The 25,401-nt window shown below is 62.8% G+C and carries 24 protein-coding genes; 17 read left to right on the top strand and 7 right to left on the bottom strand.

Features of this window, described 5'->3' with window-relative positions; genetic code table 11:
* Window positions 1–6: 6 nt before the first annotated feature.
* The 3 genes from purD to ACQZAB_RS08205 all read right to left on the bottom strand — a co-directional run bounded on the left by purD (window position 7) and on the right by ACQZAB_RS08205 (window position 5,915).
* Window positions 7–1,338 carry a phosphoribosylamine--glycine ligase gene (purD, locus tag ACQZAB_RS08195; protein ID WP_428388772.1) on the bottom strand — a complete coding sequence of 444 codons (1,332 nt, stop codon included), beginning with the start codon at window positions 1,336–1,338 and terminating at the stop codon, window positions 7–9.
* Between the two features lie 111 nt (window positions 1,339–1,449).
* A complete protein-coding gene (locus tag ACQZAB_RS08200) occupies window positions 1,450–3,801 on the bottom strand; it encodes a methyl-accepting chemotaxis protein (protein ID WP_428388774.1) in 2,352 nt (783 codons plus the stop codon).
* Window positions 3,802–4,088: 287 nt separating this feature from the next.
* Window positions 4,089–5,915: a hypothetical protein gene (locus ACQZAB_RS08205; protein ID WP_428388776.1), complete on the bottom strand. Its 1,827-nt coding sequence runs from the start codon at window positions 5,913–5,915 to the stop codon at window positions 4,089–4,091.
* Between the two features lie 220 nt (window positions 5,916–6,135).
* On the opposite strand from ACQZAB_RS08205, the gene mnmA reads away from it, so the two are divergent.
* The 3 genes from mnmA to ACQZAB_RS08220 all read left to right on the top strand — a co-directional run bounded on the left by mnmA (window position 6,136) and on the right by ACQZAB_RS08220 (window position 7,862).
* Window positions 6,136–7,272, top strand: a complete 1,137-nt coding sequence (gene mnmA, locus ACQZAB_RS08210; protein ID WP_428388777.1) for a tRNA 2-thiouridine(34) synthase MnmA — start codon at window positions 6,136–6,138, stop codon at window positions 7,270–7,272.
* Between the two features lie 75 nt (window positions 7,273–7,347).
* Window positions 7,348–7,503, top strand: coding sequence for a hypothetical protein (locus tag ACQZAB_RS08215; protein WP_428388779.1), 156 nt, complete (start codon window positions 7,348–7,350; stop codon window positions 7,501–7,503).
* Window positions 7,504–7,670: 167 nt separating this feature from the next.
* Window positions 7,671–7,862, top strand: a complete 192-nt coding sequence (locus ACQZAB_RS08220; protein ID WP_428388782.1) for a hypothetical protein — start codon at window positions 7,671–7,673, stop codon at window positions 7,860–7,862.
* A 293-nt stretch (window positions 7,863–8,155) separates the two neighbouring features.
* Here ACQZAB_RS08220 and ACQZAB_RS08225 read toward each other — a convergent pair whose 3' ends face one another.
* Window positions 8,156–8,425 (bottom strand): hypothetical protein, encoded by a 270-nt coding sequence (locus tag ACQZAB_RS08225; protein ID WP_428388784.1) that lies wholly within the window; start codon window positions 8,423–8,425, stop codon window positions 8,156–8,158.
* A gap of 118 nt (window positions 8,426–8,543) precedes the next feature.
* Here ACQZAB_RS08225 and ACQZAB_RS08230 point away from each other — a divergent pair, with 118 nt between their 5' ends.
* From ACQZAB_RS08230 to dxs, 4 genes are all read left to right on the top strand, one after another.
* Complete coding sequence (locus ACQZAB_RS08230; RefSeq protein ID WP_428388785.1) at window positions 8,544–9,836, top strand: FtsW/RodA/SpoVE family cell cycle protein; 1,293 nt, start codon at window positions 8,544–8,546, stop codon at window positions 9,834–9,836.
* Window positions 9,833–10,957, top strand: coding sequence for a UDP-N-acetylglucosamine--N-acetylmuramyl-(pentapeptide) pyrophosphoryl-undecaprenol N-acetylglucosamine transferase (locus ACQZAB_RS08235; protein ID WP_428388787.1), 1,125 nt, complete (start codon window positions 9,833–9,835; stop codon window positions 10,955–10,957). Before ACQZAB_RS08230 ends, ACQZAB_RS08235 begins: the two co-directional genes overlap by 4 nt.
* A 58-nt stretch (window positions 10,958–11,015) precedes the next feature.
* A complete protein-coding gene (locus ACQZAB_RS08240; RefSeq protein WP_428388789.1) occupies window positions 11,016–11,915 on the top strand; it encodes a polyprenyl synthetase family protein in 900 nt (299 codons plus the stop codon).
* Window positions 11,916–11,995: 80 nt separating this feature from the next.
* Window positions 11,996–13,984 (top strand): 1-deoxy-D-xylulose-5-phosphate synthase, encoded by a 1,989-nt coding sequence (gene dxs, locus ACQZAB_RS08245; protein ID WP_428388791.1) that lies wholly within the window; start codon window positions 11,996–11,998, stop codon window positions 13,982–13,984.
* A gap of 10 nt (window positions 13,985–13,994) precedes the next feature.
* On the opposite strand, the gene ACQZAB_RS08250 is transcribed toward dxs, so the two are convergent.
* The 3 genes from ACQZAB_RS08250 to ACQZAB_RS08260 are packed head-to-tail and all read right to left on the bottom strand — an operon-like array spanning window position 13,995 to window position 15,396.
* Window positions 13,995–14,324, bottom strand: a complete 330-nt coding sequence (locus ACQZAB_RS08250) for a MazG nucleotide pyrophosphohydrolase domain-containing protein (protein WP_428388793.1) — start codon at window positions 14,322–14,324, stop codon at window positions 13,995–13,997.
* Window positions 14,317–14,520, bottom strand: coding sequence for a hypothetical protein (locus ACQZAB_RS08255; RefSeq protein ID WP_428388795.1), 204 nt, complete (start codon window positions 14,518–14,520; stop codon window positions 14,317–14,319). Before ACQZAB_RS08255 ends, ACQZAB_RS08250 begins: the two co-directional genes overlap by 8 nt.
* Before the next feature lie 15 nt (window positions 14,521–14,535).
* A complete protein-coding gene (locus ACQZAB_RS08260) occupies window positions 14,536–15,396 on the bottom strand; it encodes an ABC transporter ATP-binding protein (RefSeq protein ID WP_428388797.1) in 861 nt (286 codons plus the stop codon).
* 354 nt (window positions 15,397–15,750) lie between these two features.
* Here ACQZAB_RS08260 and ACQZAB_RS08265 point away from each other — a divergent pair, with 354 nt between their 5' ends.
* From ACQZAB_RS08265 to ACQZAB_RS08310, 10 genes are all read left to right on the top strand, one after another.
* Window positions 15,751–16,002: a hypothetical protein gene (locus ACQZAB_RS08265; RefSeq protein ID WP_428388799.1), complete on the top strand. Its 252-nt coding sequence runs from the start codon at window positions 15,751–15,753 to the stop codon at window positions 16,000–16,002.
* Window positions 15,999–16,778, top strand: a complete 780-nt coding sequence (locus tag ACQZAB_RS08270; protein ID WP_428388801.1) for a flagellar hook-basal body protein — start codon at window positions 15,999–16,001, stop codon at window positions 16,776–16,778. The genes ACQZAB_RS08265 and ACQZAB_RS08270 overlap by 4 nt, the downstream gene beginning before the upstream one ends.
* 21 nt (window positions 16,779–16,799) lie before the next feature.
* Window positions 16,800–17,606: a flagellar basal-body rod protein FlgG gene (gene flgG / locus ACQZAB_RS08275; protein WP_428388803.1), complete on the top strand. Its 807-nt coding sequence runs from the start codon at window positions 16,800–16,802 to the stop codon at window positions 17,604–17,606.
* A gap of 25 nt (window positions 17,607–17,631) precedes the next feature.
* The gene (flgA, locus tag ACQZAB_RS08280; RefSeq protein ID WP_428388805.1) at window positions 17,632–18,723 is read left to right on the top strand and encodes a flagellar basal body P-ring formation chaperone FlgA; all 1,092 of its coding nucleotides are present in this window, start codon (window positions 17,632–17,634) and stop codon (window positions 18,721–18,723) included.
* Complete coding sequence (locus ACQZAB_RS08285) at window positions 18,720–19,481, top strand: flagellar basal body L-ring protein FlgH (protein ID WP_428388807.1); 762 nt, start codon at window positions 18,720–18,722, stop codon at window positions 19,479–19,481. The genes flgA and ACQZAB_RS08285 overlap by 4 nt, the downstream gene beginning before the upstream one ends.
* Window positions 19,482–19,497: 16 nt before the next feature.
* On the top strand, window positions 19,498–20,562 hold the full coding sequence (locus tag ACQZAB_RS08290; RefSeq protein WP_428388809.1) for a flagellar basal body P-ring protein FlgI: 1,065 nt from the start codon (window positions 19,498–19,500) through the stop codon (window positions 20,560–20,562).
* A complete protein-coding gene (locus ACQZAB_RS08295) occupies window positions 20,559–20,990 on the top strand; it encodes a hypothetical protein (RefSeq protein WP_428388811.1) in 432 nt (143 codons plus the stop codon). Before ACQZAB_RS08290 ends, ACQZAB_RS08295 begins: the two co-directional genes overlap by 4 nt.
* The gene (flgN, locus tag ACQZAB_RS08300) at window positions 20,983–21,501 is read left to right on the top strand and encodes a flagellar export chaperone FlgN (protein WP_428388813.1); all 519 of its coding nucleotides are present in this window, start codon (window positions 20,983–20,985) and stop codon (window positions 21,499–21,501) included. Before ACQZAB_RS08295 ends, flgN begins: the two co-directional genes overlap by 8 nt.
* A 36-nt stretch (window positions 21,502–21,537) precedes the next feature.
* Complete coding sequence (gene flgK, locus ACQZAB_RS08305) at window positions 21,538–23,283, top strand: flagellar hook-associated protein FlgK (protein WP_428388815.1); 1,746 nt, start codon at window positions 21,538–21,540, stop codon at window positions 23,281–23,283.
* Between the two features lie 78 nt (window positions 23,284–23,361).
* Window positions 23,362–25,320 carry a flagellin gene (locus tag ACQZAB_RS08310; RefSeq protein ID WP_428388817.1) on the top strand — a complete coding sequence of 653 codons (1,959 nt, stop codon included), beginning with the start codon at window positions 23,362–23,364 and terminating at the stop codon, window positions 25,318–25,320.
* Window positions 25,321–25,401 lie beyond the last annotated feature (81 nt).

The following is a 25,401-nucleotide window of genomic DNA, read 5'->3' on the forward strand; positions in this document are numbered from 1 at the left end:
GATGGCTCAGGCGGTTTCGATGGGTTTGGGTTGGTTTTTAAGGACGCGGGAGCCGATGTCTTTGCGGTAGTGGGCGCCTTCGAACTTGATTTTGGCGCAGGCTTCGTTGGCTTTCTGCTGGGCTTCTTCGAGGGTGTTGCCCATGGCGCAGACGCTCAGGACGCGACCGCCATCGGTGACGAGTTGTCCGTCTTTGAGGGTGGTTCCGGCCTGGAAGACGCGGACGTCGGGGTCCTGCTCGGCGTCTTCGATGCCGGTGATGGGGATGCCTTTGCGGTAGCTGCCGGGGTATCCGCCTGAGGCCATGACGACGGAGGTGCAGCAGCGTTTGTCCCAGTTGATCTGGACTTTGTCGAGGGTGGCGTCGCAGGTGGCTTCGATGATGTCGAGGAGGTCGCCTTGGAGGCGCATCATGAGGGGCTGGGTTTCGGGGTCGCCGAAGCGGCAGTTGAACTCGAGGACTTTGGGGCCGCCGGCGGTGAGCATGAGTCCTGCGTAGAGGACGCCTCGGTAGTCGATGTCGCTTCGTCGGAGGGCGTCGACGATGGGGACGAGGACTTCGGCTTCGATGGTGGTCATGGTGGCGTCGTCGATGATAGGTGTGGGGGTGTAGGCGCCCATGCCGCCGGTGTTGGGTCCTTTGTCGCCTTCCTTGACTTGCTTGTGGTCCTGGGCGGGTTCGAGGACGTAGATGTTCTGTCCGTCGACGAGGGCGAGGAGAGAGACTTCCTGTCCGACGAGTCGTTCTTCGACGATGACGGAGGCTCCTGCGTCGCCGAAGGCTTTGTCCTTCATGATGAGGTTGACGGCTTCCATGGCCTGCTCGTTGTTGTCGCAGACGATGACGCCTTTGCCTTTGGCGAGTCCTGAGGCTTTGACGACGACGGGGAGTTCGCGGGCTTCGCAGTAGGCGAGGGCGGCGGATCGTTCGGTGAAGGTCTTGGCGTCGGCGGTGGGTACGGAGCACGCGCGCATGAGGTCTTTGGCCCAGGCTTTGTCGGCTTCGAGTCTGGCGGCTTCGGCGGAGGGTCCGAAGACGCGTCGGTCTTTGGCGCCTGGGGTTTTGGCGAGTCGGTCGGCGAGTCCGGCGGCGAGTGGGTCTTCGGGGCCGATGACGATGAGGGTGACGTTGTTCTTGCGGCAGAAGTAGTCGATGTCGTCGACGAGTTTGGTGTCGATGCGATCGACGTTGAGTTTGAGGTTTTCGCCGAGGGAGGCGGTTCCGCCGTTGCCGGGTGCGAAGTAGAGTTTTCCGCAGCGTTTGGACTTGGCGAGTTTCCAGCCGAGTGCGTGTTCGCGGCCGCCGGCACCGATGATGAGGACGTTGGTCTTCTGCATGGGTGCAATGTAGCAGGGCTTGGCGGGGCGATTTGGTGGGTGTTAGCGCAAGAAAAAACGGGACGGCCCTAAGGCACATCCCGCTTGGTGGGAGCCTGTTTTGGAGGCGGGTCAGCCGGCCTTGTCCAGTTTGAACTTGGTCACGAGCAGGTTGAGCTGTTCAGCCTTGGAGGCGAGGGTGGTGGCGGCCTGGGCAGCCTGATGGGCGCCCTTGTTGGACTCCTCGGTGATGACCTGGATGGAGGAGATGCTTCGGGCGACCTGTTCGCCGGCGGCGGACTGCTGCTCGGCGGCGGCAGCGATGGACTGGATCATGGAGGCGACCTCGCGGGAGGCGTTGACGATTTTTTCGAGGCTTTCGCCGGCGGCGGTGGCCTGGTTGACGCCTTCGGCGACCTGGGCGGTTCCTCGGCCCATCTTATCGACGGCGGCGGTGGTTTCGGTCTGGATGGCCTCGATGGACTCGCCGATTTCCTCGGTGGCCTTGGTGGTTCGGTCGGCGAGTTTGCGGACCTCATCGGCGACGACGGCGAAGCCGCGGCCGTGTTCGCCGGCTCGCGCGGCTTCGATGGCGGCGTTGAGGGCGAGGAGGTTGGTTTGGTCGGCGATGTCGTTGATGACTTCGATGATGGCGCCGATCTGCTCGCCACGCTTGCCGAGTTCCTGGACGGATTTCGAGGAGTCGGTGACGGCGTCGTTGATGGCCTGCATGCCGTCGACGGTCTGGCGGACGGTGTCTCCGCCTGATTCGGCCATGCGTCCGGAGTCGTCGGCGGCCTTGGAGGCGTCGGCGGACTTGCGGGCGACTTCGATGACTGAGGAGGACATCTCTTCGATGGCGGCGGAGACCTGAGAGACCTGGCTGGTCTGGTCGGTCATGCCGGAAGAGATTTCCTCGGAGGCGGCAGCGATCTGGGTGGCCTCCTGGGTAACGCCTTCTGCGGAGGATCGGACCTCGCCGATGAGTTCGCGGAGCGACTCACTCATGCGGTCGGTCGCACGTCCGAGGGAGGCGAGTTCGTCGGAGCCCCTGGGGTTGAGGGGTTCGGCGGTGAGGTCGCCGGCGGCGACGGCTCGGACGGTACCGAGCAGAGCGCTGATGGTTCCGGTGAACTGCTTGATGAGGATCGTAGCGATGGCCACGGCGAGGAGGATGGCGAAGCCGCTGGTGATGAGCGTCCAGGTCATGGTGGAGGCGGTGGTGGCGTCGTTCTCTGCTTTGAGTTGATCGGTGACGACGGTCAGCTCTTGGATCAACTCCTCACCGGCGGCGGCGATCTGGGGGCCGTAGACGTCGAGCTGGTTGAAGACGAGGTCGTCACTTCTTTCGATGGCCTGGCTCATGGCTTCGAGCCTGTCGCTGTAGAAAGCGAGGCCTGCCATGGTTTCGCGAACCCACTTCTTGCGTGTGGGGTTCTGGATTTCCTGATCGAGGCGTTCCAGGGCGCTGTAGGCCTTGGCGAGGTCCTCGAGCGCAGCCTTTTCATCGCTGATGTCGTGTGACTGGAGGTACTTCATCACATCGATGCGGGCGAGGCTCAGACTGCTGAGCGTTTCCGAAGCCACCATCGCGGCGGCGTGATCGTTGTCCTGCGCGGCGGTTTGCTTGATGGCTGTCAGGAGCTTTGCGAGGCGTGGACCGGTCTGATTCAGCTGGCTTTCGAGGATGCCGTTACGGATGTCGCTGGCGGTGACTGTCTCTACAAAGGCTGCGTCGTAGAGGGCCAGCTGTTCGTGGGCCGACTTGAGCCTGGCCTGCTGCTGGGGGTCGGTCAGGTCTTGCTCCAGCTTGGTGAGGAGGCTGTCGGCCTTACCGGCGTACTTTGTGTAGCTAATGAGGTAGCTGTCTTCGTAAAGACGGAGATACTTCTGGCTGTTGAGGCGGAGGCTCAATACGCAGAGCTCGAGTTCATCGAGGTGGGTTTTGTGGGCGTTGGCGGTGGAGTAGCCTTTGAATTTGTTGTCGATCTCGAAGATGCCGTTGATGGCCATGGCGCTGACGAGGAGGATAAGGGTGGCCTGGAGGCCGAGGACGGCGGAGAGTTTGGCGCCGACGGTGAGTTTCCAGCCGGCTTTTTCGTCTTCATCCGCTTTGCTGCGGCCGAGGTGGTAGGCGAGGGCGAGTGTAAGCAGCAGCGAGAGGGCGGTCAGGCCCCAGACGGCGGTGCCGATCCAGTCGTTGCTGGCCTTGGTTTCGTAGGCGGGCTGTTCGGTGGTGTTGGCGGCGGCGAGGCCGAACTCGGGGCGGTCGAAGGTGGCGAGGGCGGGTTCGGTGAAGGTGCCGGGTGCGCCGAGCTCGGCCTGCCATTGTGCGAGGGAGCGGGGCTCGGCCTGCTGGGTGGCGGCCGGGGCGGTGGGTGTCGTGGTTTCAGCGGTGGCGGCGGCCGGCCAGCCGAGGAGGAGTCCGCAGAGGATGGCGGCGGCGAGCAGTGTGGTTCGGCTGGTGTTTTTTAGGCTTTCCAACAGTGAATTGGACAGGCACAGGCGCATGTTGGTGTCTCCCTAGCTCATAGGCTGGAGCGAAGATGCTCCAAGTAAAGGGAAAGATCGGATTGCGCGAATTGAAGGTTTAGGTTGTTTCGAAGCCTATTTCAGCTAACCCCTTTCAGAGCCGTCAGGGGCTATTTTGGCGTGTTGATTGTGGGTAACTACCTAGGTAGAAGCGAGCTATATGCATGGCCAGAAGGCCGTCCGACTTTTTTCGTCGGGCGGCCTGGTCTTTGTTTGATTCGAATTGATCGTTTTGTGACCTAGAAAGGCGACCGGGGTGGTGCGCCGGGAATCTGCTGTGGGGCAGTTGGCGGGGTGGGTGGGGTCATGCCGCCTCCCATCATGAGGCCCATGGCGTTCTGGGCTTCGTTGGCGATGAAGGCGGCGGTGTCGTAGGGGATGTGGATGCGATAGACGAGGCTGTTCTGGTCGATGCCGAGACCGAGGGCCAGGGGTTTGAGGTCGCCCGGGTCTTCGATGGCGGGCATGCCGGTGGCGGGGAGGACGTTGTTGAGGACCTGGAGCAGGCCTGAGGGGCTCAGGTAGGCCTCGGCGGCGAGTCCGGCGGGGAGGTTGGTGCGGGCGTTGGTGATGAACTCGGGGTCGGGGGCTGCCTGGCGGGTGGCGCGGATGGCTTCGGCGAGGAGGTTCTCGTCGGGGACCATGGTGGCGATGAGGGAATCCTCGGTGGTGGTCATGAAGCCGGAGTAGTTGCTGGTCATCTGGACGAAACCGGCCATGGGTCCGAGTTCGGCGGCGACTTCGGGAGGCATCTGCATCGCGACGGAATACTGGTCGTAGGCGAGTCCTTCGGCGGTGCCGGCGTTGGGTCGTTGGGAGGCTTCGTAAGTGGCGCGGATGCCTTGTGATCCCATGGCCTGCTCGTGGCCGTCGACGCTATCGATGGTGTTCGCCACAGCTTGTCGGCCAGCCTCGGGATCGTCGAGGATCATGTTGGCGACCGTTTGGGTGAGGCCGCTGGCCGTGGTGTTGGGGGCTGGTGGGTAGGTGGCGACGCTGTAGCGTTTCATCTGTTTGGCCATGGGGATCCAGTGTTCGTGGCCGATGAAGGACTCGTCGAACTCCGGGGCGACATTGAGCATGGTTTCGTAGAAGAGGCCGAGGTTGAGGGCTTTGGTATCGATGGCGAGGGTGGAGACGCTGGGTCGGTTCGGCAGGACACCGAAGGCACCTTCGAGGTTGGCGTCGCCTGGGAAGATGGAGGTCATGAAGGAGCCGGACTTCATCTGGATGGCGGTGTCGATGGTGGCGGCGTCATCGGTGAGATTGATGGCGAAGACGGCGGCGTTGGCGTCGTTCAGGAGCTGCTTGACGGCGGCTCCGAAGAGTTTGAAGGAGCCGATGGTTTGATCGATGGTGGCGTCGTCCATGTCGGTGCCGCTGAGCTGCATCTCGATCTGGTTGATCTGGGTGTCGAGGCCCATGGTGACGAAGGGCAGGGCGATGGGGCTGAGGGCTTCGAGGTTGATGTAGAAGCCGACGGCGGAGCCATCGAGGGTTTGTTCGAGGGCGTCGGGGAGCTGGTTGATGGCGGGCGAGTTCTGGTTGCCGGGCTGGTAGCCCTGGATGGTGACCTGGTTGGGGCTGAGTGCGGCGTAGTCGCCTAGCTTCTTGACGTGCATGGGGGGGCTGTCGGGCGGGAAGATCTGGGTGATGGCGTCGGAGCCGGAGCCGCCCATGTTTTCGACGAAGCTGTCGTAGTTGCTGACCGGGACGAGTGCGACGAAGGCGGGCTGGCCCATCTGGGCGGTGGGGGCGATCATCATGACGTTGGGGATGACGATGACGGCGGGTCGGCTGGCGTCGTAGCCGGGTCCGAGTTCTTCGAGCATCTCGTTGATGTTCTGCACGGCTTCGGCGAGGGGGATGGCGGGGATGGCCTGCTGGATGGTGTCGAGTCGGGTGGTGACTTCGTCGAGGCCGGGGATGGTGACGGCGATGTGGGCGTTCTCGGGGATGAGTTCGAGGGTGCTCTGGGCCAGCAGGGGGGAGGCCGGCAGCAGGGCTGCTGAGAGCAGGGCTGCGGCGGAGAGGCCGAGGCGGGACTGGGAGCGGATGGTACGCATGGGGTATCTCCTGTCGGTCGTGGCGGCGGCCTGTGTGGTCGCGCTGTGGGGCTCGTCGGCCTCGGGCGGTTTACGGCCGGGGCGGTTGGGGGGTTCGTCAGAGCATTGGTCGGGGCCCAACACCCTTTATTACACACGGCTGCGGATTTTGGTGGCCACAGCGGTGGATTAACCATCTTACAGGGGCTTCGAGGCGGATGAACACGGGTAAGATTGGGATATGTCTGAAGGTCGAGGCAAGAAGGTTGTGCTGGCGATGTCCGGCGGCGTAGACAGCTCTGTGGCGGCGGTGCTGCTGCAGGAGGCGGGTTACGAGGTGGTGGGGTGTTTCATGCGGCTGGGGTCGGACCGGGACAACGAGATTGAGTACGACAACCTGTCGGAGGAGGGCTGCGAGCCGTCGAAGGTGCGGATCGGCAAGCAGGGGTGTTGTTCGGTGAACGATGCGTCGGATGCGCGGCTGGTGGCGGCGATGCTGGGTATTCCGTTTTATGTGTTGAACTTCAAGGCGGATTTCGGGCGGATCATCGATTACTTCGTGGATGCCTATCACGCGGGGCGGACGCCTAATCCTTGTGTGCGGTGTAATGACTGGCTGAAGTTCGGGAAGCTGCATGACTATGCGCGGTCGATCGATGCGGATTTTGTGGCGTCGGGTCATTACGCGAGGATCGAGCGGCGGGAGGGTGAGCCTCGTTTGATGCGTGGGGTGGATGACCACAAGGATCAGAGTTACGTGCTGTTTGGGGCGTCGGCGGAGCGGCGGGCGCAGATGCTGTTGCCGGTTGGGGGTTTGACAAAGGATGAGACGCGGGCGGTGGCGGAGCGACATCGGCTGCCGGTGTTCAACAAGCCGGACAGTCAGGAGATCTGCTTTGTGCCGGATAACGATTACGCGCGTCTGGTGAAGAAGCGGTCGGAGCCCGGGCGGGTGCGGCCGGGGCCGATTGTTGACAGCCGTGGGAAGCAGTTGGGAGAGCATCCGGGTCAGCAGCACTTCACGATCGGTCAGCGTCGGGGGGTGAACCTGGCGCTGGGTTATCCGATTTATGTGGTGGATAAGGACCCGGTTACGAACACGGTGACGGTTGGGACGCAGGACGAGTTGCTGGCGGAGGGCGCGACGGCGAATCAGGTGACGTGGCACGAGCCAGTGTTGCCTGAGGACTGGGTGGGTTGCGAGGTGAAGGTGCGTTACAACTCGCGGCCGGTGCCGGGCAGGGTGCGCGGGGCTGAGGGCGGTTTTGAGGTGCGGTTTGATGAACCGGTGTCGGCGGTGACGCCCGGTCAGGCGGTGGTTTGTTACCGGGAGGATGTGGTGATGGGCGGGGGATGGATCGAGCGGGCGATTCGGTAGGGCGTGGAATCAAAAGTGATGGTTGAGTGTTGAGTTGGGGTCAGTGATCGCGAGGCGATCGGAAAGGCTGTTTTTATGGAAGCGTTTGACCCTGTGTTTCTAGATGCGTTGAAGTCGGCGTCGCGGGCGGTGTTGTGGCTGGTGCTGGGGGCGATGCTTGTGGTGCTGGGCGTTGCAGGAGCGATGCGTCGGGTGGCTCGGGGCGGGGTGCTGGTGGAATCCCGGCGATAGGGCGGGTCGGGGGCGGATGAAGAAAAACCGAAGAATCTGGCCGGGCGGTGACACACAGTTGTCACCGGGTCTGGTTGGGGTGCTCGTAAGTTCGGGTCATGGCAACAAAGTCCACGAGACCTGGTTCGAGAACCTCTTCCCATCCCTTTTCGAAGGAGCCCTTTGCGATGGCCAGACAGACCTTTATGGCATACCTGCGTGAGCATGAGTGTGAGATATCGGAGTTTCACGGGAAGGCTTTGGTGACGCGACGCGAGCGGGTGTCGGCGTTTGAGTTGGGGCAGGGTCGGCGTGGCTCGATTCGTCAGGAGACGATTGCGCGGGTTTGTACGCATCTGGCGATTCCGATTCCGCGTTGAAGCGGACTGGTGGGCGGGCCCCAGCCCTCTCCGGGGCCCGCCTGGCGGTTTTGAAGGTTGGGGCCCGGCTTGGTGTTATCGCTTGATCGAGTAGGTGGTTTCTGCTGTACCTGCTTGCTGCTGTGGGTTGAATCGGTGCCTGAGTGTGCTGCTGGCGTCTACGACACTCCTGTAGGCGACGCCCCCAGGGACGGGCTGCTGGTGTATCGCTGGCTGTGCTGGCTACGAGGTGCTGACGTTGGGTGGTGTTGTCTGGCTTGGTTGTGGCTCTTTTAGGGTTGGATGGCAGCGGCTTAGCTTCGGCTGAGGCGGGTGATGAGGGTGGCGAGTTTGGCGGGGTCGGCGGCCTGGGTGACCTGTTCGATGTCGGCGGGGGTGGCGCCGGCGGATTTGAGGTGGGTGGCGGCGGCAGCCCAGAGTTTTTTGGATTTGGCGGGGGTGTCGGCGAGGTACAGCTCGGAGGCGATTTCCTGAAGCTTGGTGAAGGCGATGGTGTCGCGGTGCTCGTAGTAGCGTTTGACGATTTTTTCCTGGTGGCGGCTGAGGCCCTGTCCTTTGGCCATGGTGGTTTCCTGTGGTTGGGTTGGTTGGTGGGAGCATATGTTGTGGATGGGCTTACGTGGGGCGGGGACCGTTTTTGTGATTGGGGTGGTGTTGGGGGGCGTGCCGATAACCTGAGGGATGTTGCGCAACGGTCAGATCTTGCAAGGGGCGGCTCTCGGGCTGCTGGCGATTGGCTGGGTGATGGTTCACTCGGCGGGGGTGTCGCTGCATGGCTCGGGTGCTGATGCGGGAGTAGGTTGGATGTCGAGTCGGCATACGCTTTATGCGTTGCTGGCGGCGTTGACGCTTTTTGCGGCGTCGCGGATCGATGTTCGGGCGTTGTACCGACATCATTCCTGGCGGAACCCGCTTTTCTGGGTGGTGATCGCTTCGCTGGTGATGGTTCTGCTGACGATGGTTCCGGGTCTGGGGGTGCGGGTGAACGGGGCGACGCGGTGGTTGCGGCTGGGGACGGAGTCGGTGGGGGTCCAGTTTCAGCCGAGCGAATTGGTGAAGTGGTCGCTGGTGGGGGCGTTGGCGTGGTGGGGTGCGCGGCGGGCGTCGGTGCTGCCGAGCCTGACGCAGGGCTTATTGCCGCCTCTGGTGCTGGTGGGTTTGTGCTGTGGGTTGATTGCGTTGCAGGATCTGGGGTCGGCGGCGCTGATCGGGGCGGTGGCGTTGGGGGTGCTGCTGGCGGCAGGGGCCCGGGTGTGGCATGTGGGGGTGTTCTGTGGGATGGGTGTGGCGGCGGTGGCGACGTTGGCGGTGGTGACGCCTTATCGTTTTCGTCGGTTGACGGCGTTTATGGATCCGTGGGCGGACTCGGCGGGGGCGGGGTATCACCCGATCGAGTCGATGACGGCGTTTGCACACGGCGGGCCGTGGGGGATGGGTCTGGGGAACTCGGTGCGGAAGTACTACCTGCCTGAGGACACGACGGATTTTCTGTTTCCGATTCTGACCGAGGAGTTGGGGCTTTTTGGGGCGGCGGCGGTGGTGGTCTTGCTGCTGGTGGTGCTGTGGGCGGGCTGGTCGATTCTGCGGTCGTCGACGGATTTGTTTGCACGGCTGTTTGCGTTGGGGGTGCTGCTGACCTTTGGGATGCAGGCGCTGATGAACCTGGCGGTGGTGACGAGCCTGATGCCGACGAAGGGGATTGCGCTCCCGCTTTTGAGTGCCGGGGGTACGGGTTGGGTGATGACGGCGTTCGCGTTGGGGTTGGTGGCGGGGTTGGATCGGCAGACGGCGGTGGTGGCGGCAGAGGTGCGGGAAGATTGGGCAGACGCTGAGTGTGAGATCGAGGCTGAGAAGACCACGGCGAGGCGTTTGCCGATGCGGGTTCGTCGGACGGCGCGGGATCGGGCGGTGATCGGTGGGTTGATCGGGTCGGTGATTGCGGCGCGGGTGGATGCGGGCGAGGCGCGGGGTTGAGCGGGCCGGTGATGCTGGCTGGTGGGGGGACGGGTGGACATATTTATCCGAATGCGGCGATCGCGGAGCGGCTGATTGAACGGGCTCAGGGGCAGCGGGTGGCTTTTGTGGTCAGTGATCGAGCGGTGGATGCGCGGGTGCGTGAGAGTCTGTCGGTGGGAGGGGCGGATTGGGTGGTATCGGCGGCGCGGCCTTTGGGGCGGTCGGTGCGTGGGGTGCTGGGTTTCGGGATCGGATGGCGGCGGGCGGTGAAGGCGGCGCGGGCTCGGTATCAGCGGGAGCGGCCTTTGGCGGTGGTGGCGACGGGTGGGTTTGTGAGCGGGCCGGAGATCGAGGCGGCGAGGGGATTGGGGATTCCGACGGCGTTGGTGAGTCTGGATGCGACGCCTGGCCGGGCGATTCGGCGGTTGGCCCCGCGGGTGGATCGGGTGTTCTCGGCGTATGCGACCCTTGAGTTGCCGATGGCGGAGGTGATCGGGTTTCCGCTTCGGCGTGAGGTGATGGTGGACGTCGGCGTCGCGGAGGCGCGGGAGCGGCTGGGGCTGGATCCTGAGCGGCCGGTGTTGCTGGTGACGGCAGGGTCGCAGGGGGCGACGACGGTGAATCTCGGGATGGCGCGGGCGCTGGATGAGACGGGGCTGGGTGGGGTTCTGAGCGAAGGGGGGTGGCAGGTGCTGCATCTGACGGGCGAGAAGGATGTGGCTGAGGTCTCGCGCGCGTACGTGAGGGCGGGGGTACCGGCACTGATCAGCAAGTACAAGGACGAGATGGGGCTAGTTTGGCGGGCGGCGGAGCTGGCGGTGGCGCGGCCGGGTGCGAGTTCGGTGGCGGAGGCCTGGGCGAACGGGGTGCCAACGGTGTTTCTGCCTTATCCGTTTCATCGGGACGAGCATCAGCGGCTCAACGCGGAGCCGATGGTCGCGGCGGGTGGGGCGGTGTTGCTGAGGGATCTGGTCAGACCTGAGGCAAATGCAAAGCCTTTGAAGCAAGCGGTTTGTGATCTTGTTCGTGATGTGGAGCGGTTGGGTGTGATGCGGGAGCGTTTGATGGCTTCGGGTGCTTCAGATGGGGCTGCGGTGGTGGCGCGGTGGGTGCTGGAGCGAGCGGGGCGGGGCGGCTGACTCCGGGAAAACCTATACTCGCGTCCGATATAGGGGTTTGTTCTGACGGGAGTTTTTGATGGTTGAATCCCAGGCAGCGGTGTCGTTTGACCTCGACGCCATGATGGCACCGACGGCTCAGGTCGAGAGCTTCATGGCGGATTTTCTGGCGAATCGGCCTTTCCCGGCGAATCTTCGGGACGCGGTGGGTTATGCGCTGCTGGGTGGTGGCAAGCGGCTGCGGCCGTTGCTGGTGCTTCGGTGCTGCGAGGCGATTGGCGGGAAGGTGGATCGGGCGTTGCCAGCGGCGGCGGCGATCGAGATGGTGCATGCCTTTTCGCTGGTGCACGACGATCTGCCGGCGATGGATGATGACGATCTGCGGCGGGGCAAGCCGACCCTTCACAAGCACACGTCGGAGGCGATGGCGATTCTGGCGGGGGATGCGCTTTTGGCGTTGGCGTTTGAGCTGCTGGCCTGTCGGATTTCGGATGCCTCGATTCTGGCTTCGATCGTACGGGAGTTGGCGATTGCCTCGAACAACATGGTGGCGGGTCAGGTGTATGACACGCTGCCTGCGTTCGATGAGGAGGTGAGTGACCGGGAGAAGCTGGAGATCATCCACGAGCACAAGACCGGGGCTTTGCTGCGGTCGGCGTGTCGGATGGGGGCGATTTCGGGGGGGGCGGATGCGGCTCAGCTGGATGCGTTGTCGCGTTACGCGGATCGGGTGGGGCTGATGTTCCAGGTGGTGGATGATCTGCTGGACGCGACAGCGAGCACGGAGCAGCTGGGTAAGGCGTCGGGCAAGGATCAAGAGGCTGGCAAGCTGACGTATCCGGGGGTTTTGGGTATCGAGGCGAGCCGGCAGGAGGTAGAGCGTTTGCGTGGGGAGGCGATGGCTGCGTTGGAAGGATTTGGGGATCGGGCGAACCCGCTGCGTGAATTGTGCGAATACATGGCGGTGCGCACGAGCTAACCGATCATCTTTACGGACTTTGCGTCTCTGCGGCGGTAGCATATGGCGTCGCGAAGCGTTGCATGGTTAAGGAATCTCACTTGTCTGATCGCTCTACCAAGACCGATTTGTCTGCGGGCGTGCTCGCGAGTCTGAAGGGACCCGGAGAGCTTCGCTCGATGAGCCTGGAGGCTTTGGAGGGGCTGGCGGGTGAGATTCGGCAGGCGATCTGCGACCAGGTGTCGCAGACGGGCGGGCATCTGGCGCCGAATCTGGGCGTGGTGGAACTGACGCTGGCTCTGCATCGGGTGTTTGATTTCAGCCGGGACCGGTTGCTGTTTGATGTGGGGCATCAGTGTTATCCGCACAAGCTGCTGACGGGTCGGTACGAGGCGTTTTCGAGGCTGCGGACGCGGGCGGGCATGGCGGGCTTTCCGGAGCCGAGGGAGTCGGATTACGACCTGTTTTCCGTGGGTCATGCGGGTACGGCGATCTCGACGGCGGTCGGGATGGCGCGTGGTGATGACTTCAAGGCGGGTGGGGTGGGCAAGAGCGACCGGAAGGCGGTGGCACTGGTTGGGGATGCGTCGATTGTGAACGGGGTAGCGCTGGAAGGGCTGAACAACGCGGGGACGTTGAAGCGGCAGTTCCTGACGGTGCTGAATGACAACGGGATGTCGATCGCGAAACCGCAGGGGGCCATGGCGGGCTACTTCGATCGGATCCGGGTGTCGTCGACGTATTCGGGGATCAAGCGGGCCGGGAAGAAGGTGCTGGACAAGCTGCCGGGCGGGTCGCTGGTGGAGGAGATCTACCATCGTGGCGGGGACATGCTGAAGGCGGCGATCGCGACGGATCACCTGTTTGAGCATTTTGGGCTGGTGTGCATCGGGCCGATTGACGGGCATGACCTGCCGGGTCTGATCGAGATGCTCGAAGAGGTCAAGGACATCCATCGTCCGGTGCTGCTGCATGTGAAGACGATTAAGGGCAAGGGGTTTGAGTTCTCGACGGGTGATCCGACGACGTTCCATTCGCCGAAGCCATTTGTGGTGAATGGTTGTCGTGCGGAGTTGAAGGGGTCGGGGCGTGGGTTCACCGCTGCGTTTGCGGACGCGATGATCGAGCGGATGGAAGCCGATCCGTCGATTGTCTCGGTGACAGCGGCGATGCCTGACGGGACCGGGCTGAGCAAGGTGATGCAGGCGTTTCCGGAGCGGACGCTGGATACCGGGATCTGTGAATCCCATGCGATGGACATGTGTGCGGGGATGGCGAAAGCCGGGATGCGGCCGTTTTTCGCGGTGTATTCGACGTTTGCGCAGCGGGCGCTCGATCAGGTGTTTCAGGAGGTGACCCTGCAGGGTCTGCCGGTGCGGATCTGTATGGACCGGGCCGGGTTTGTGGGTGGGGATGGGGCGGTGCACCACGGGTTTATGGATATCGCGATGTTCCGGGCGCTGCCTGGGCTGGTGCAGCTGGCGCCGATCGATGAGCCGACACTGAAAGCGGGGCTGGCGTTTATGAATCAGTATGACGCGGGGCCGTCGGCGACTCGGTATCCAAGGGATAACGTGGCGGAGCGGCCGGTGCAGGCGGAGCCGCCTGCGTTTGAGCTTGGCAAGGCAAATCTGATTCGTGCGAGCCGGGGTTCGAAGCCGGACGTGGCGTTGTTGGCTTACGGGGTGATGGCTTATTCGGCGCTTGAGGCCGCTGAGCGTTTGGATGCGGAGGGTATTGATGCGGCGGTGTATGACGGGCGTTTTGCGGCGCCGGTGGATGGCGACCTGATCGAATCACTGCTTGGCGCGGGTGTCCCGACGGTCACGATTGAGGATCACTCGGTGGTCGGTGGGTTTGGTGATGCCGTGCTTTGTGAAGCGCATGAGCGGGGTTTGGCGACGGGGTTGCTGAAGCTTTGCGGGATGCCGAAGGGTTGGGTGTATCAGGATTCGCGGGTGAATCAGCTGGCGGAGGTGGGGTTGGATGTGGAGTCGTTGGTGAAGATGACGCGGGGACACTTTGAGAACTGTCTGCAGCGGTCGAGTGATACTGCGGAGCCTGTGGTTAGCCCGGTGGTTCGGGTTTGATTTAAGGTGATTATTTCACGCCGGAGGGGCCGCCGTCTTCGCGGAGGTATTTTTTACGGACGGCTTCGGAGAGGTCGACGTTGTTGATGTTGGCGAGGGTGCAGAGCCAGGCGAGGACGTCGGCGAATTCGCCTTCGAGTTCTTCGTGGGTGGACCCGCCTGAGGTTTGGCCGCCTTCGCCTCGGATTTTCTGCAGGTTGGTGGCGAGTTCCCCGATTTCCTCGATGAGCCACATGAAGGTGCCGGGGGTTCCGCGGGCGGCGTCCTGCTCGTAGTACTTGTCGCGGATGTAGGCCTGGAAGCCGGCGAGGGTGAGGTCGTGCTCGGTCGGCTCAGGCATCGCGGCGGCGCCGTTTGTAGAGGTAGACGCCCAGGGCGACGGCGAGGCCAGTGCTGACAGCGCCGAGGATGAGGTGATCGGGCTGGGTGAGCCAGTGCCAGCCGATTTCGGTGGGGGTGCCGGTGTGGTTGCCGGGGTGGGCGAGGAGGCTGGCGGGTGAGAGTGCGACAACCAGGAGAGGAGTGATCTTCTTCATAGATCAGATCATAGCCTAGAAGCGTGAGCGTTCGTGGTCGGGGAGGAGATCGAGCCAGGCTTCGGGGAGAACTTCGAGGAGGTAGCGGCCTGAGGCCTTGCGGACGAAGACGCGGCAGCCGAAGGTCTGGGTGAGGTATTCGGGGGTGATGACGTCGTCGGGTGGGCCTTCGGCGACCATGCGGGTCTCTCGCATCAGGAAGACTCTGTCGGTGTTGGGGGGCATTTCCTCGACGTGGTGGGTGATCATGAGGACAGCGGGTCGGGGTTGGGCCTGGGTGAGCATGCGGAGGGTGAGGAGCATCTGCTCCCGGCCGGCAACATCGAGGCCGGCGGCGGCCTCGTCGAGGATCAGGAGCTGTGGCGGGGTGATCATTGCGCGGGCAAGCAGGAGCCTGCGCTGTTCGCCGGTGGAGAGCGAGCCGATGGGTGTGTGTTCCCGGTGGCTGAGGCCGACGACGCGGAGGAGCTGGGCGGCGCGGTGCTGATCCTCCCGATCCGGCTGGCCGTGGAGCATCAGTGTGCCGTCGATGCCGGTGAGGATGGTGGGGATGGGGTGCATGCGGGGGTTGAGCCCGCTAAGGGAGCCGGTGGCACCTGAGAGGAGTCCGGTAGAGCTGACGATGCGCACGCGTTGGCGTAGCTCGTGGACATCGGTGGCTCCGATGGGCTGGCCGAGGACGTGGAGTTGGCCGGAGCGTGGCGGGAGAAAGCCCATCAGTGTTCGGGCGAGGGTGGTTTTGCCGCAGCCGTTGGGGCCGAGGAGGATGGCGGTCTGTCCCTGTTCGAGGCGCATCGAGACGCGATCGAGGAGCGTGTGGCCCTCGATCTGGATAGTCAGGTTGTGGGCTTCGATGGCCGGAGCGGAAGGGGGCATGTGTGGGTTGTATCAGGCTGGTTCGGGGTGTGTTTGCAGCAGTCTTTGCGCTGCGAGGTTGCGCTGCGGCGCAAGGGTTGCCGAGGTTGGCGGACGCGCAGGGCTTGCGCCCGGGGTGCACTGGCTGCGCTTCGGGCTGAATCCGGGTTTGGCACGGGTTGGCTAGCTCGGGTGACGACGGGTTGATCCGGCCGATCGCGAGGTGCTGTGATTTGTTGGTTTTTTGGCTGTTTTTGGGGTGTGAGGGGCGTCGTGGTTTGTTGGTACGGGTGACTGGCACGGCGGTTGCCTTGGGAACGGTGTCGGCAGGAACCGCCGAACAGACCGTATTGACGAGATCCCGAGGCTTGAACCATGTTTGGAACTGATCCGCGACATCCCGAGACCGACGCAGGCGTGAGTGTGCTGGATCTCGCGCTTCGGCTGGGCTCTGGTGATCTGGCGGGCGGGATGCGTCGGTTGTCCGTGATGCTTGCGGCGGCGGATTGCGGGAAGTCGGAGCCGCGTGCTGAGTTGAATCCACCCATCCAGGCCCATGGAGGGGCCGTCAGGCTCGTAGACCGTTCCATCGGGAGCGGGTCGGTTCGCACGGAGGTGAACCGATGAACTACGGCCTGTATCTCTCGGCGTCGGGGATGTTGACGAACATGTATCGGCTGGATGTGTTCTCCAACAACCTCGCGAACGCTCAGACGACGGGTTTCAAGGAGGTGATCCCGGAGATCATGCAGCGTGATCCCGAGCGGATCGAGGATGGGTTGGGTCCGGATGTGGCGAATCATCTGCTGGAGAAGCTAGGCGGGGGTGTGCTTGCTGCGCCGCAGCGGATTGGCTTTGGTTCCGGTCAGCCGATCGAGACGGGGCGGTCGCTGGACGTGATGCTGACGCAGGAGGATGAGTTCTTCGTGGTGGAGAACATCGATGCGGAGACGGGTGAGGCGGGGTTTCTGCTGACGCGGGATGGCAACTTCACGATCAACAGCAGGGGTGAGCTGGTGAACTCGGCGGGGCGTCGGGTGTTGGATGCCAACGACCGGCCGATTTTTCTGACGGAGTCGCCGGACATTCAGATCACCGATTCTGGGCTGGTGATTCAGGATCAGGAGGAGATCGCGGACATTCAGGTGACGCGTGTGGAGGATCGTTCGGCGATCACGATGCATGGCGGGAACCTAATGCGTCTGTCGGACCCTGAGCTTCGGACGGGTGTGGCTGATCCGCTGATCAAGTCGGGTTATCTGGAGTCGTCGGGCGTCAACATGTTCAAGGCGTTGATGAGCGTGACGCGTGCGACGGGATCGGCGAACAGCAACTCCCGGATGATTCGTTACCACGACTTATTGATGGATCGCGCGGTGAATACGTTTGGGCGTATCGCCTGAGTTTTTAGAAAGGCCCGGATTATGGCGGTCATTGCACTGCATTCTGCTGCGACGGGTTTGTCGAGTCTCTCGACGAATCTGGATGTGATTTCCAACAATCTGGCGAACGTGAACACGCCTGGGTTCAAGACATCGCGGGTGAACTTTGAAGACCTGATTTATCAGCACAAAGAGCAGCCTGGCGTTGAGAATGCGGCGGGTGGCCAGCGGCCTGCCGGGCTGCAGGTGGGTCTTGGCGTGAAGGTCTCGAACACGCAGTACGACTTCTCGCCTGGTTCGCCGATCCAAACGGACCAGGACCTCGACATGATGATCGGCGGAGCCGGTTTTTTCGAGGTTGAAATCGTTACCGAGGATGGCGGGGGCATCGGGTACACGCGTGCCGGCAACTTCAACGTGAACGCCGATGGCGAGGTGGTGCTGGGGACGCGTGAGGGTTATCGGCTGGTGCCCGCGATTCAGGTTCCTGCGGAGACGGTGAGTATCGATATCTCCGAGAGCGGGATTGTTTCTGCGATTGATCGCGAGAACAACGCGCAGGAGATCGGTCAGATCCAGCTGACGAACTTTGTGAACTCGGCAGGTCTGAAATCGATCGGCGGGAACATCTACGTGGAGACGCCTGCTTCGGGCCCGCCTGTGAATGGTGAGCCGGGCCAGGGCAACTTCGGGACGATTCAGCAGGGTTTTATCGAGAACTCGAACGTCAACATGGTTCGGGAGTTGGTGTCGCTGATCAAGACGCAGCGTGCCTTCGAGCTGAACAGCCAGACCATCCAGGCGGCTGACCGTGCTCTCGAAGTGGTTGGCAACCTCCGCCGGTTCTAAGTGAGTTTTCTGAAGGAATGATGTCGTGAATCCTGGACGTGTTCACATCCTGATGACCCTTGTCTTGCTTGGCTGCGGGCTGGGTGTGGTGTCGGCGGATGCCATTCACCTGGAGCGCGAGGCAGCGGGTGGGGCTTACGTCATCCGGCTGGGTGATGTGGCTGAGCTGGAAGGAGCTGACGCTGAGGCGTTGGCAGATATCGAGGTGGGTCGATTTGATGATGGCAGTGATGTCTACACGCTGACTGCGGACCGGGTTCGCCAGAAGCTGGCGGAGGCGGGGGTGAACTGGGCTGACTTTTCACTGATGGGTTTTGCGACGGTGACGGTTCACCGTGGTGAGGGGGGGGCGGATCCGGCTGCATCGATCGGGTTCTTGGATGATCCGGCCGTGAGCCTGGTGGCTTCGCCGGCGATCGCGGGGTCGTTGGTTGCGAATCCCGACCAGCCGGTCGAGGCGGTTGCGCCGGTGAGTCTGCGAGACCTGATTCTTCAGCGTCTGACGGAAGAGACGGGTATCGACAGCGGTGAACTCGTGCTGCACATGGAGCCCCGGGACGAGCGGTTTCTGGGTCGTCCGATGTTTGGTCAGCGTTTCAGCGTACAGCTGGAACGTGCCGGGGCGGGCTGGGTGGCGGTGGTTTCACCTGTGACACGTCAGGTGGAGGAGCGTCCCCGGCGGATTCGGATGCAGGTGCTGCGTTCGGCGAGCGTGCTGGTGTCGACGCGTCCGCTTCGTCGGGGCGATGTGTTGCGGCCAGACCAGCTGGAGGTACGGGAGCTTGAGATCCCGCTTCAGGACCGCGGTTATTTTCGGGCGATTGACCAGGCGGGTGGTCTGGTGGCGGGCAAGTCGATTGCGGCGGGTGAGCCGCTGTCGCCTGAGGATCTGATGGCGGAAGAGGTGGTGCAGCGGGGGGATCTGGTGCACGTCGTCTGTCAGATCGGTGGGATTCGGGTGAAGACGGTGGCGATCGCCCGTGATTCGGGTGCGGTGGGTGACACGATCGCGTTGCGCAGTAGCAGCTCGACGCGCACTTTTTACGCGGTGGTCACCGGGCGTCGTCAGGCGCTGGTGGAAACGCCAGAGACACTTGCTTTGGGAGACGCACGATGAATCAGCGGCTGATTGCTCTGGCGGTATCGATGGCCTGGCTGGCTCTGCCCGCAGCGGCTCAGGATGGGGTGGTTGTGGATTCTTCCGACGACGCGACACAGGTTCAGGAGGGGTCTTTTCTCTTCAGCCCCGCTGCGAACGTGGGCGAGCCCGACGTCTATGAGGCTGTTGACGACCGCAAGCGGATGCACGAAGGCATCTCTGAGGTGAGTTATGCGGCGGTGGAGACGCCAGATATCCGTCGGTTCCAGGTGAACGACCTGATCATGATTATCGTGCGGGAATCCTTCTCCAGCAGCGCGGAGCAGACCACGGAGACGGAGAAGGAAGGGGATGTCAGTGCGAATATTTCAAGGCTTCCCGATCTTCGGGCCTCGGATCTGATTGATCTTCAGCTTCGGATGAACACGTTCGGTGTTCAGCCGGGTGTGGACGCCGATTTTTCCAAGAGTTTTGAGGGCGAGGGTGACTACAGCCGTTCGGACACGATGGCGGGGCGCGTGATGGCGCGGGTGGTGGATGTGAAGCCGAACGCGACGCTGGTGCTTGAGGCCAGGGACCGGATCCAGACGGATGACGAGGTGGTCTCGATTGTGGTTTCTGGCACGGCACGTGCTCAGGACGTGACAGAGCAGAACTCGATCGAGTCTGACCAGCTCTATGGGCTGAGTGTGCGCAAGGAGCATGAAGGTGAACTGCGTAAGGCGAACAAGCGGGGCTGGATCACGAGGACTTTCGATGCCATTTTTGACTTCTAAATCCTGCGACCCTGGCATGTGGTTGCTGGCGGTGGTGGCGGTTCTGGCTCTGTCGGTGCCGGTGAGCGCGACGCAGATCGGCGATCTGGTGCGTATCCGTGGGGCTGAGACCAGCAAGATGACGGGCATGGGATTGGTGGTGGGCCTGAACGGGACCGGCGATGGTCGATTCATGCCTGCTTCGCGTCCATTGGCGGAGATGATTGGTCGTCTGGTTGACCCGAATGTGGACGCTAGCGAGCTGCGTAGTGTGAACAACGTGGCGTTGGTATCGCTGACGGTGACGGTGCCTGCGGAGGGCATCCGGGAGGGTGATCTTCTGGATGTGGAGGTGGCGAGCATCGGGCAGGCGACCAGTCTGGTGAACGGGCGTTTGTTCATGGTCCCGCTGGTTGGTCCCAGGCGTGATGTGGTGACCGGGCCCCTGGCTTTTGCTGAGGGCCGGATCACGGTGCACGATCTGGAGAATCCGCTGACCGGTTTCATAGAGAACGGAGCAACGGCGGCGGTGACGCTTCGGCCGAATTACATGGATCGTTATGGTCGGGTGACGCTGATCATCGATCCGAGTCATGCTTCGGTTCAGTTGGCGAACAACATCGCGAATCTCATCAATGGTCTGGTCGATCCTGACGGTGCGCCGGTGGCCCGGGCGATCGATGCGAAGAACATCGTGGTTCAGGTGCCCGAGGCCGATCGCGCAGACATCGTGCCGTTTTTGAGCCGGATTCTCGATCCGTTCATCTCGCCTGAGTTCATCGCCTCGGGTGCGGTGGTGGTGGTGAATGAGGCGACGGGGACGATTGTTTTTTCGGACGAGGTGGAGATCTCGCCGGTGGGCATCTCGCATCGCGGTCTGACGATTCAGCGGATCACGCCTGAGCCGGTTCCGCTTCCCGGTCAGCCGCTGGTTGAGGAGTTGGACGTGGTGGCTCTGGATACGTCGGAACGGCCGAGCCCGAAGCTCGCCGATCTGGTGGAGGCGTTCAATCAGCTGAAGGTCTCGTCGGAGGATCGGATCGCGATCATCCGGGCGCTGGATCGGGCCAAGCGGCTGCATGCGAGGGTGATTTACGAATGAGCGTGACTCCGATCCAGAACGAGTTGATGATTGAGCGTGTGTCGCCCGCGGTCCAGCAGCGCGCTGCCTCGGCGGGGGCGGGGTCGTTTTTCAATCAGCTGGAACGGCTGGTGGCGAGTGACGATACGGAGGCGGTGGAGCGCCAGGTCCGTGATTCCGCCGAGAAGATGATCGCGGGGATGTTCATCGAGCCCGTGCTCAAGCAGCTTCGTAACGGGCCGTTCAAGACCGAGATGTTCTCGGGGGGGATGGGCGAAGAGGTGTTCGGCGCTCAGCTCGATACTGAGTTGTCGATGCGGATGGCGCGTTCGGCGAACTGGCCGCTGGTCGATTCGCTGGTGGACGAGCTGATGGGCAAGTACCGCGAGGCTCGTGGTCAGGCGGAGCCTCAGAAGATGCATGGATGGGAGCTCGATCTTCATGGATGAACGAAGCCTCCGGCTGTTGAGTGAACTGGAAGCACTGCTGACGCAGATGATCGAGCGTCAGCGGCTGTGGCTGGCGGTCTTCGAGCAGAAGACCGAGGCGCTGCGGCAGGGGGATCAGGCGATGATGGCGGCGTTGTCGACGCAGGAGAGCGACCATCTACGGGCCATGAGCGAGTATGAGAAGCGGCGGCTGCATCTGCTGGCGGCGTTGACGCAGATCCTTGAACCGGGTGCTTCTGAGCCGATGCGACTGGCGGCAATGGCGGAGCGGCTGCCTGCTCCGATACGCGATCGGCTCTTGATCCTGCGGAGCAACCTCCGTCACGAGATCGAGCGGTTCAAGACTCGGCTGGCGTCGGTCTCGCAGGCTTCCAACACTCTGATGCGTCATGTGAACGGGGTGGTTGAGACCGTGGTTGCAGCGGCCTCTGGTCATGGAACCTACGCGCAGCCCGGCCGGAAGGGCCAGCCGGTGGCGGCGACATTGAGCACGTTCAGCCTGACGGCCTGAGCCTGTACTTATTCCTCACCCTGAGAGCGATTCGCTATGGGACTCACCAACGCACTACAGATCGGCAAGTCGGGCATCCTCGCCTCGCAGGCCGCGATCCAGGTGGTCGGTGACAACCTCGCGAATGTGGCGACGGACGGGTATCACCGCAAGCGAGTCACGCTGTCGCCGGTTGGGGATCAGCAGGTTCAGCAGGGCGTTTTCATCGGCAGGGGGGTTCAGCTCGAAGCCATCACGCGGCTGGTGGATGAAGCGCTGGAATCAAGGCTGCGTGGGTCGATCGCGAACCAGTCGGGATCGCTGGAGCGGCAGGCGCTGCTGGAGCAGGTGGAGTCGATTCAGAACGAGCTGGCGGATGTGAACGTCACCTCGCAGCTGGGGGCTTTCTTCGGGGCGTGGAGTGCGCTGGCGGGGAATCCCGGGACAACGTCTGATCCGAGCACGTCGCTTCGGTCGGGCGTGGTGAATCAGGGTGAGATCATCGCCGATCATCTCAAGCAGCTGCGGTTGGAGTTGATCGCGCAGCGGGAGCAGGTGGACGGGGCGATCGCCGACAGCGTGCGCACGGTCGATGGGCTGCTCAGTCGTATCGAGGACCTGAACAATCAGATCGCCATTCAGGAAGCGGGTCAGGGATCGGGTGCATCAGGTCTGCGGGACCAGCGGGATATCGTGCTGAGTGAGTTGGCAACGTTTCTGGATATCTCGACCAACGAGCTGAACAACGGCGAGATCGATGTGTTTGTGGGATCGACGCCTCTGGTGCTGAATGGCGACAGCCGGGGTGTGACGCTCGAGGGCGGGATTGGTGAGGATGCTTCCTCGATCAACGTCGTGATTCGTGACGATGGGCAGACGGTGGATTCGAGTAGCGGCAAGCTGGGGGCGCAGATCGCGTTTCGTCAGAACGACTGGCAGAACGCGCTGGATACGGTTGACACGCTCGCTCAGCAGTTGATTTTTGAGGTCAACAAGATTCACAGCACTGGGCAGGGGTTGGTGCCGCAGTCGCGTGTTCGTGGCCTGAACCAGGTGGAGGACGCGGCTGCTGTGCTCGGCAGTGAGGCTTCGGGGCTGAAGCATTCGCCGGTACATGGGTCGTTTCAGATTCACGTCGTTCAGAACGGGGCAACGACGACGCAGCAGATCAACATCGATCTGGATGGCCTCAACGGCAACGACACGACGCTGAACAGCCTGGTTGCGCAGATCAACGACCCGGCTTCGCGGCTCAATGGTTTGATCACGGCTTCGGTGACCACCGATGGCAGGTTGCAGCTGGATAGCGTGGATGCGTCGGCGACGCTGGCGTTCAGCGATGACACCTCGGGTGTTTTGGCCGCGTTGGGTGTGAACAGCTTCTTCGAGGGTTCGAGTGCCCTTGATATCTCGGTGAACGGGGCCCTCAAGTTGGACCCGCGGCAGATCGCGGCGGCCCGTGACCTGTCGATCACGGGACAGGCCGTCGGGACGAACGAGAACGCGCTGGCGATTGCCGAACTGGCCAATCAGGGGATCGATGCCCTGGCCGGTAGGAGTCTTACGTCCTTCTGGACGGACAAGATCGCTGAGGCGGCCTCGGCGCTCAGCGCGACCAAGCAGCAGGCGGAGTCGGACACGCTGGTGAAGAACTCGCTTGAGGCGCAGCGGCAGCAGCTCTCCGGGGTGAACGTGGATGAAGAGACCATCGATCTGATCCAGTACCAGCGGTCGTTCCAGGCGAGTGCTCGCTTTGTGAATGTCATTGACGAACTGATGGACACGCTGCTGGCGTTGATCTAGGTGCACGGCCATGAGGCAGACGGCGATCGATAACACGGTGTTTGCAGGACGGAGGCCGGCATGTCAGGCGTAGGCTCCGTGACCGGACGTACCACGAGCATCCTCAGCAACAACAACCTGCTGGAGCAGCTTCGGCGCACGCAGGTGGACCTGGATAACCAGCAGCGGCAGATCTCGACCGGCCTGAAGTACGACGCGCCGTCGGATGCACCCGGGGATGCGGCGGCGATCCTGCTGCTTCGGCAGCGGCTGCTCGAACGCGATCAGCAGCTGAGCAATCTGGCGCAGGGCAACACGCTGCTGAATACGGCGGATCAGGCGCTCAAGGATTTCAAGGACATCACGCTTGAGGCTCAGGTGATCGCACAGGAGGCAGCGAACGAGCTGGGTGGGACGAGTGCGGAGGCGAGGGCGGCTCAGGCGTTGGTGATTTCGGAGCAACTGGATGCGCTGCTTGGGATTGCGAATCGCGAGATTCTCGGGGTCCCGCTTTTCGGGAGTAACCAGTACGGCGCGAGTGCCGCACCGTTTGAGGAGTTCCTGGGCGGGGTGCGTTACCGGGGCGGGGATACGAACCTCCGGTTGAACACCGGGCAGCAGGACCTGACCGACATCGCGAGCAATGGAGCCGATGCCTTCGGTGCCCTCACGACGCGGGTACGGGGCAACGCCGATCTCGATCCGGACGTCTCGGCGCAGACGCGGCTGTCGGACCTGGAGGGGGCGAGGGGCAGGGGTGTCCAACTGGGGCAGGTTCGGTTGACGGTGGGTGCTGCCACGGCGGTGATTGATCTGAGTGGGGCCGAGACGGTTCAAGACGTTGTCACGCGTCTGTCGGCGGGTTTTGATGGGTTGGCCCCGGGTGCGGCGGCGCTGACGCTGACGGCGGACGGCTTCGCGTTGCAGGCGACCGGGCCTGATCCCGTGGCCGTGGCTGATCTTCAGAACGGGAGTATCGCTGCGGATCTTGGCATCGCGATCGCGAACGCGGGCGGTCCGGCGACGGCTGGGGGAGATGTGGGCCCACGGCTGACCAAAGCGACCCGGATCGCGGACCTTGGCCCTGCCATCGATCTGGCTTCGGGGCTGGTCATCACTCAGGGCCCGCGTTCTGAGACGGTGAACCTCACGGGTGTGGAGACGATCGAAGACCTGCAGAATCGGATACGGGGTCTGGACCTGGGGGTGCGGCTGGAGATCAACGACGCGGCCGACGGGCTGGACTTTGTGAGTGAGGTCAGCGGGGTTGCTTTCTCGGTGGGTGAGAACGGCGGGACCACGGCGACCGATCTGGGGATCCGGTCGTTCACGACGGATACCCGGTTGGATGATTTCCGTAACGGCCTGGGCGTTCTGACCAATCCCGGTTTCGATGATCTGAACCAGAATCGGTACGAGATGGGTTTTCAGTTACACGATGGGACCACCTTCGAGGTGGACATCGACGGGCTGACGACGGTGGGCGAGGTGATCACACGGATCGAAACCGAAGCGGCGGCGGCGGGTGTGGCGGTGGGGACCGACTTTGTGATCGGCATGAACCCGGTGGGTAACGGGATCCAGCTTGTCGACAACACGGTCGGCCCGAACGACTTCCTGGTGGAGGACCTCGGGACGCAGCTGACGGCGGAGCATCTGGGGATCGCGGGCAATGCTGGGGCGGGCGCGACGATCAATGGCGTCGACACGGCGACGGTGCGCACGGACAACGTTTTCTCGCATCTCATGGATTTACGCGACGCATTGACCGCAGATGACACGACTGGCATAGCACTTGCTATGGATCAATTGAACGGCGATCTGGATCGGCTGGATGCCTCCAGGGCCAACGTCGCCACGGCGGCGAGTCGCAACGAGCAGCAGACGCAAAGGCTTGAAGACATGAAGCTGACTGAACAGATCCTGCTTAGCGACCTTCAGGACGCGGACCTCACGGAAGTGATCACGCGGTTTAACCAGTTGCAGCAGCAGCTGCAGGCCTCGCTGACGGCGGGCTCGCAGATCCAGCAGCTGACGCTCTTGAACTTCTTGCGCTAGAGGCGCAATGGATGCGCGTCGCCAGGCCATTTCGGCCGGGACTGGCGACGAACGAACCCGACGGCAGGACGCCGTCGGCCA

The sequence above is a fragment of the Mucisphaera sp. genome (assembly GCF_965279675.1).
GTDB lineage: Bacteria > Planctomycetota > Phycisphaerae > Phycisphaerales > Phycisphaeraceae > Mucisphaera.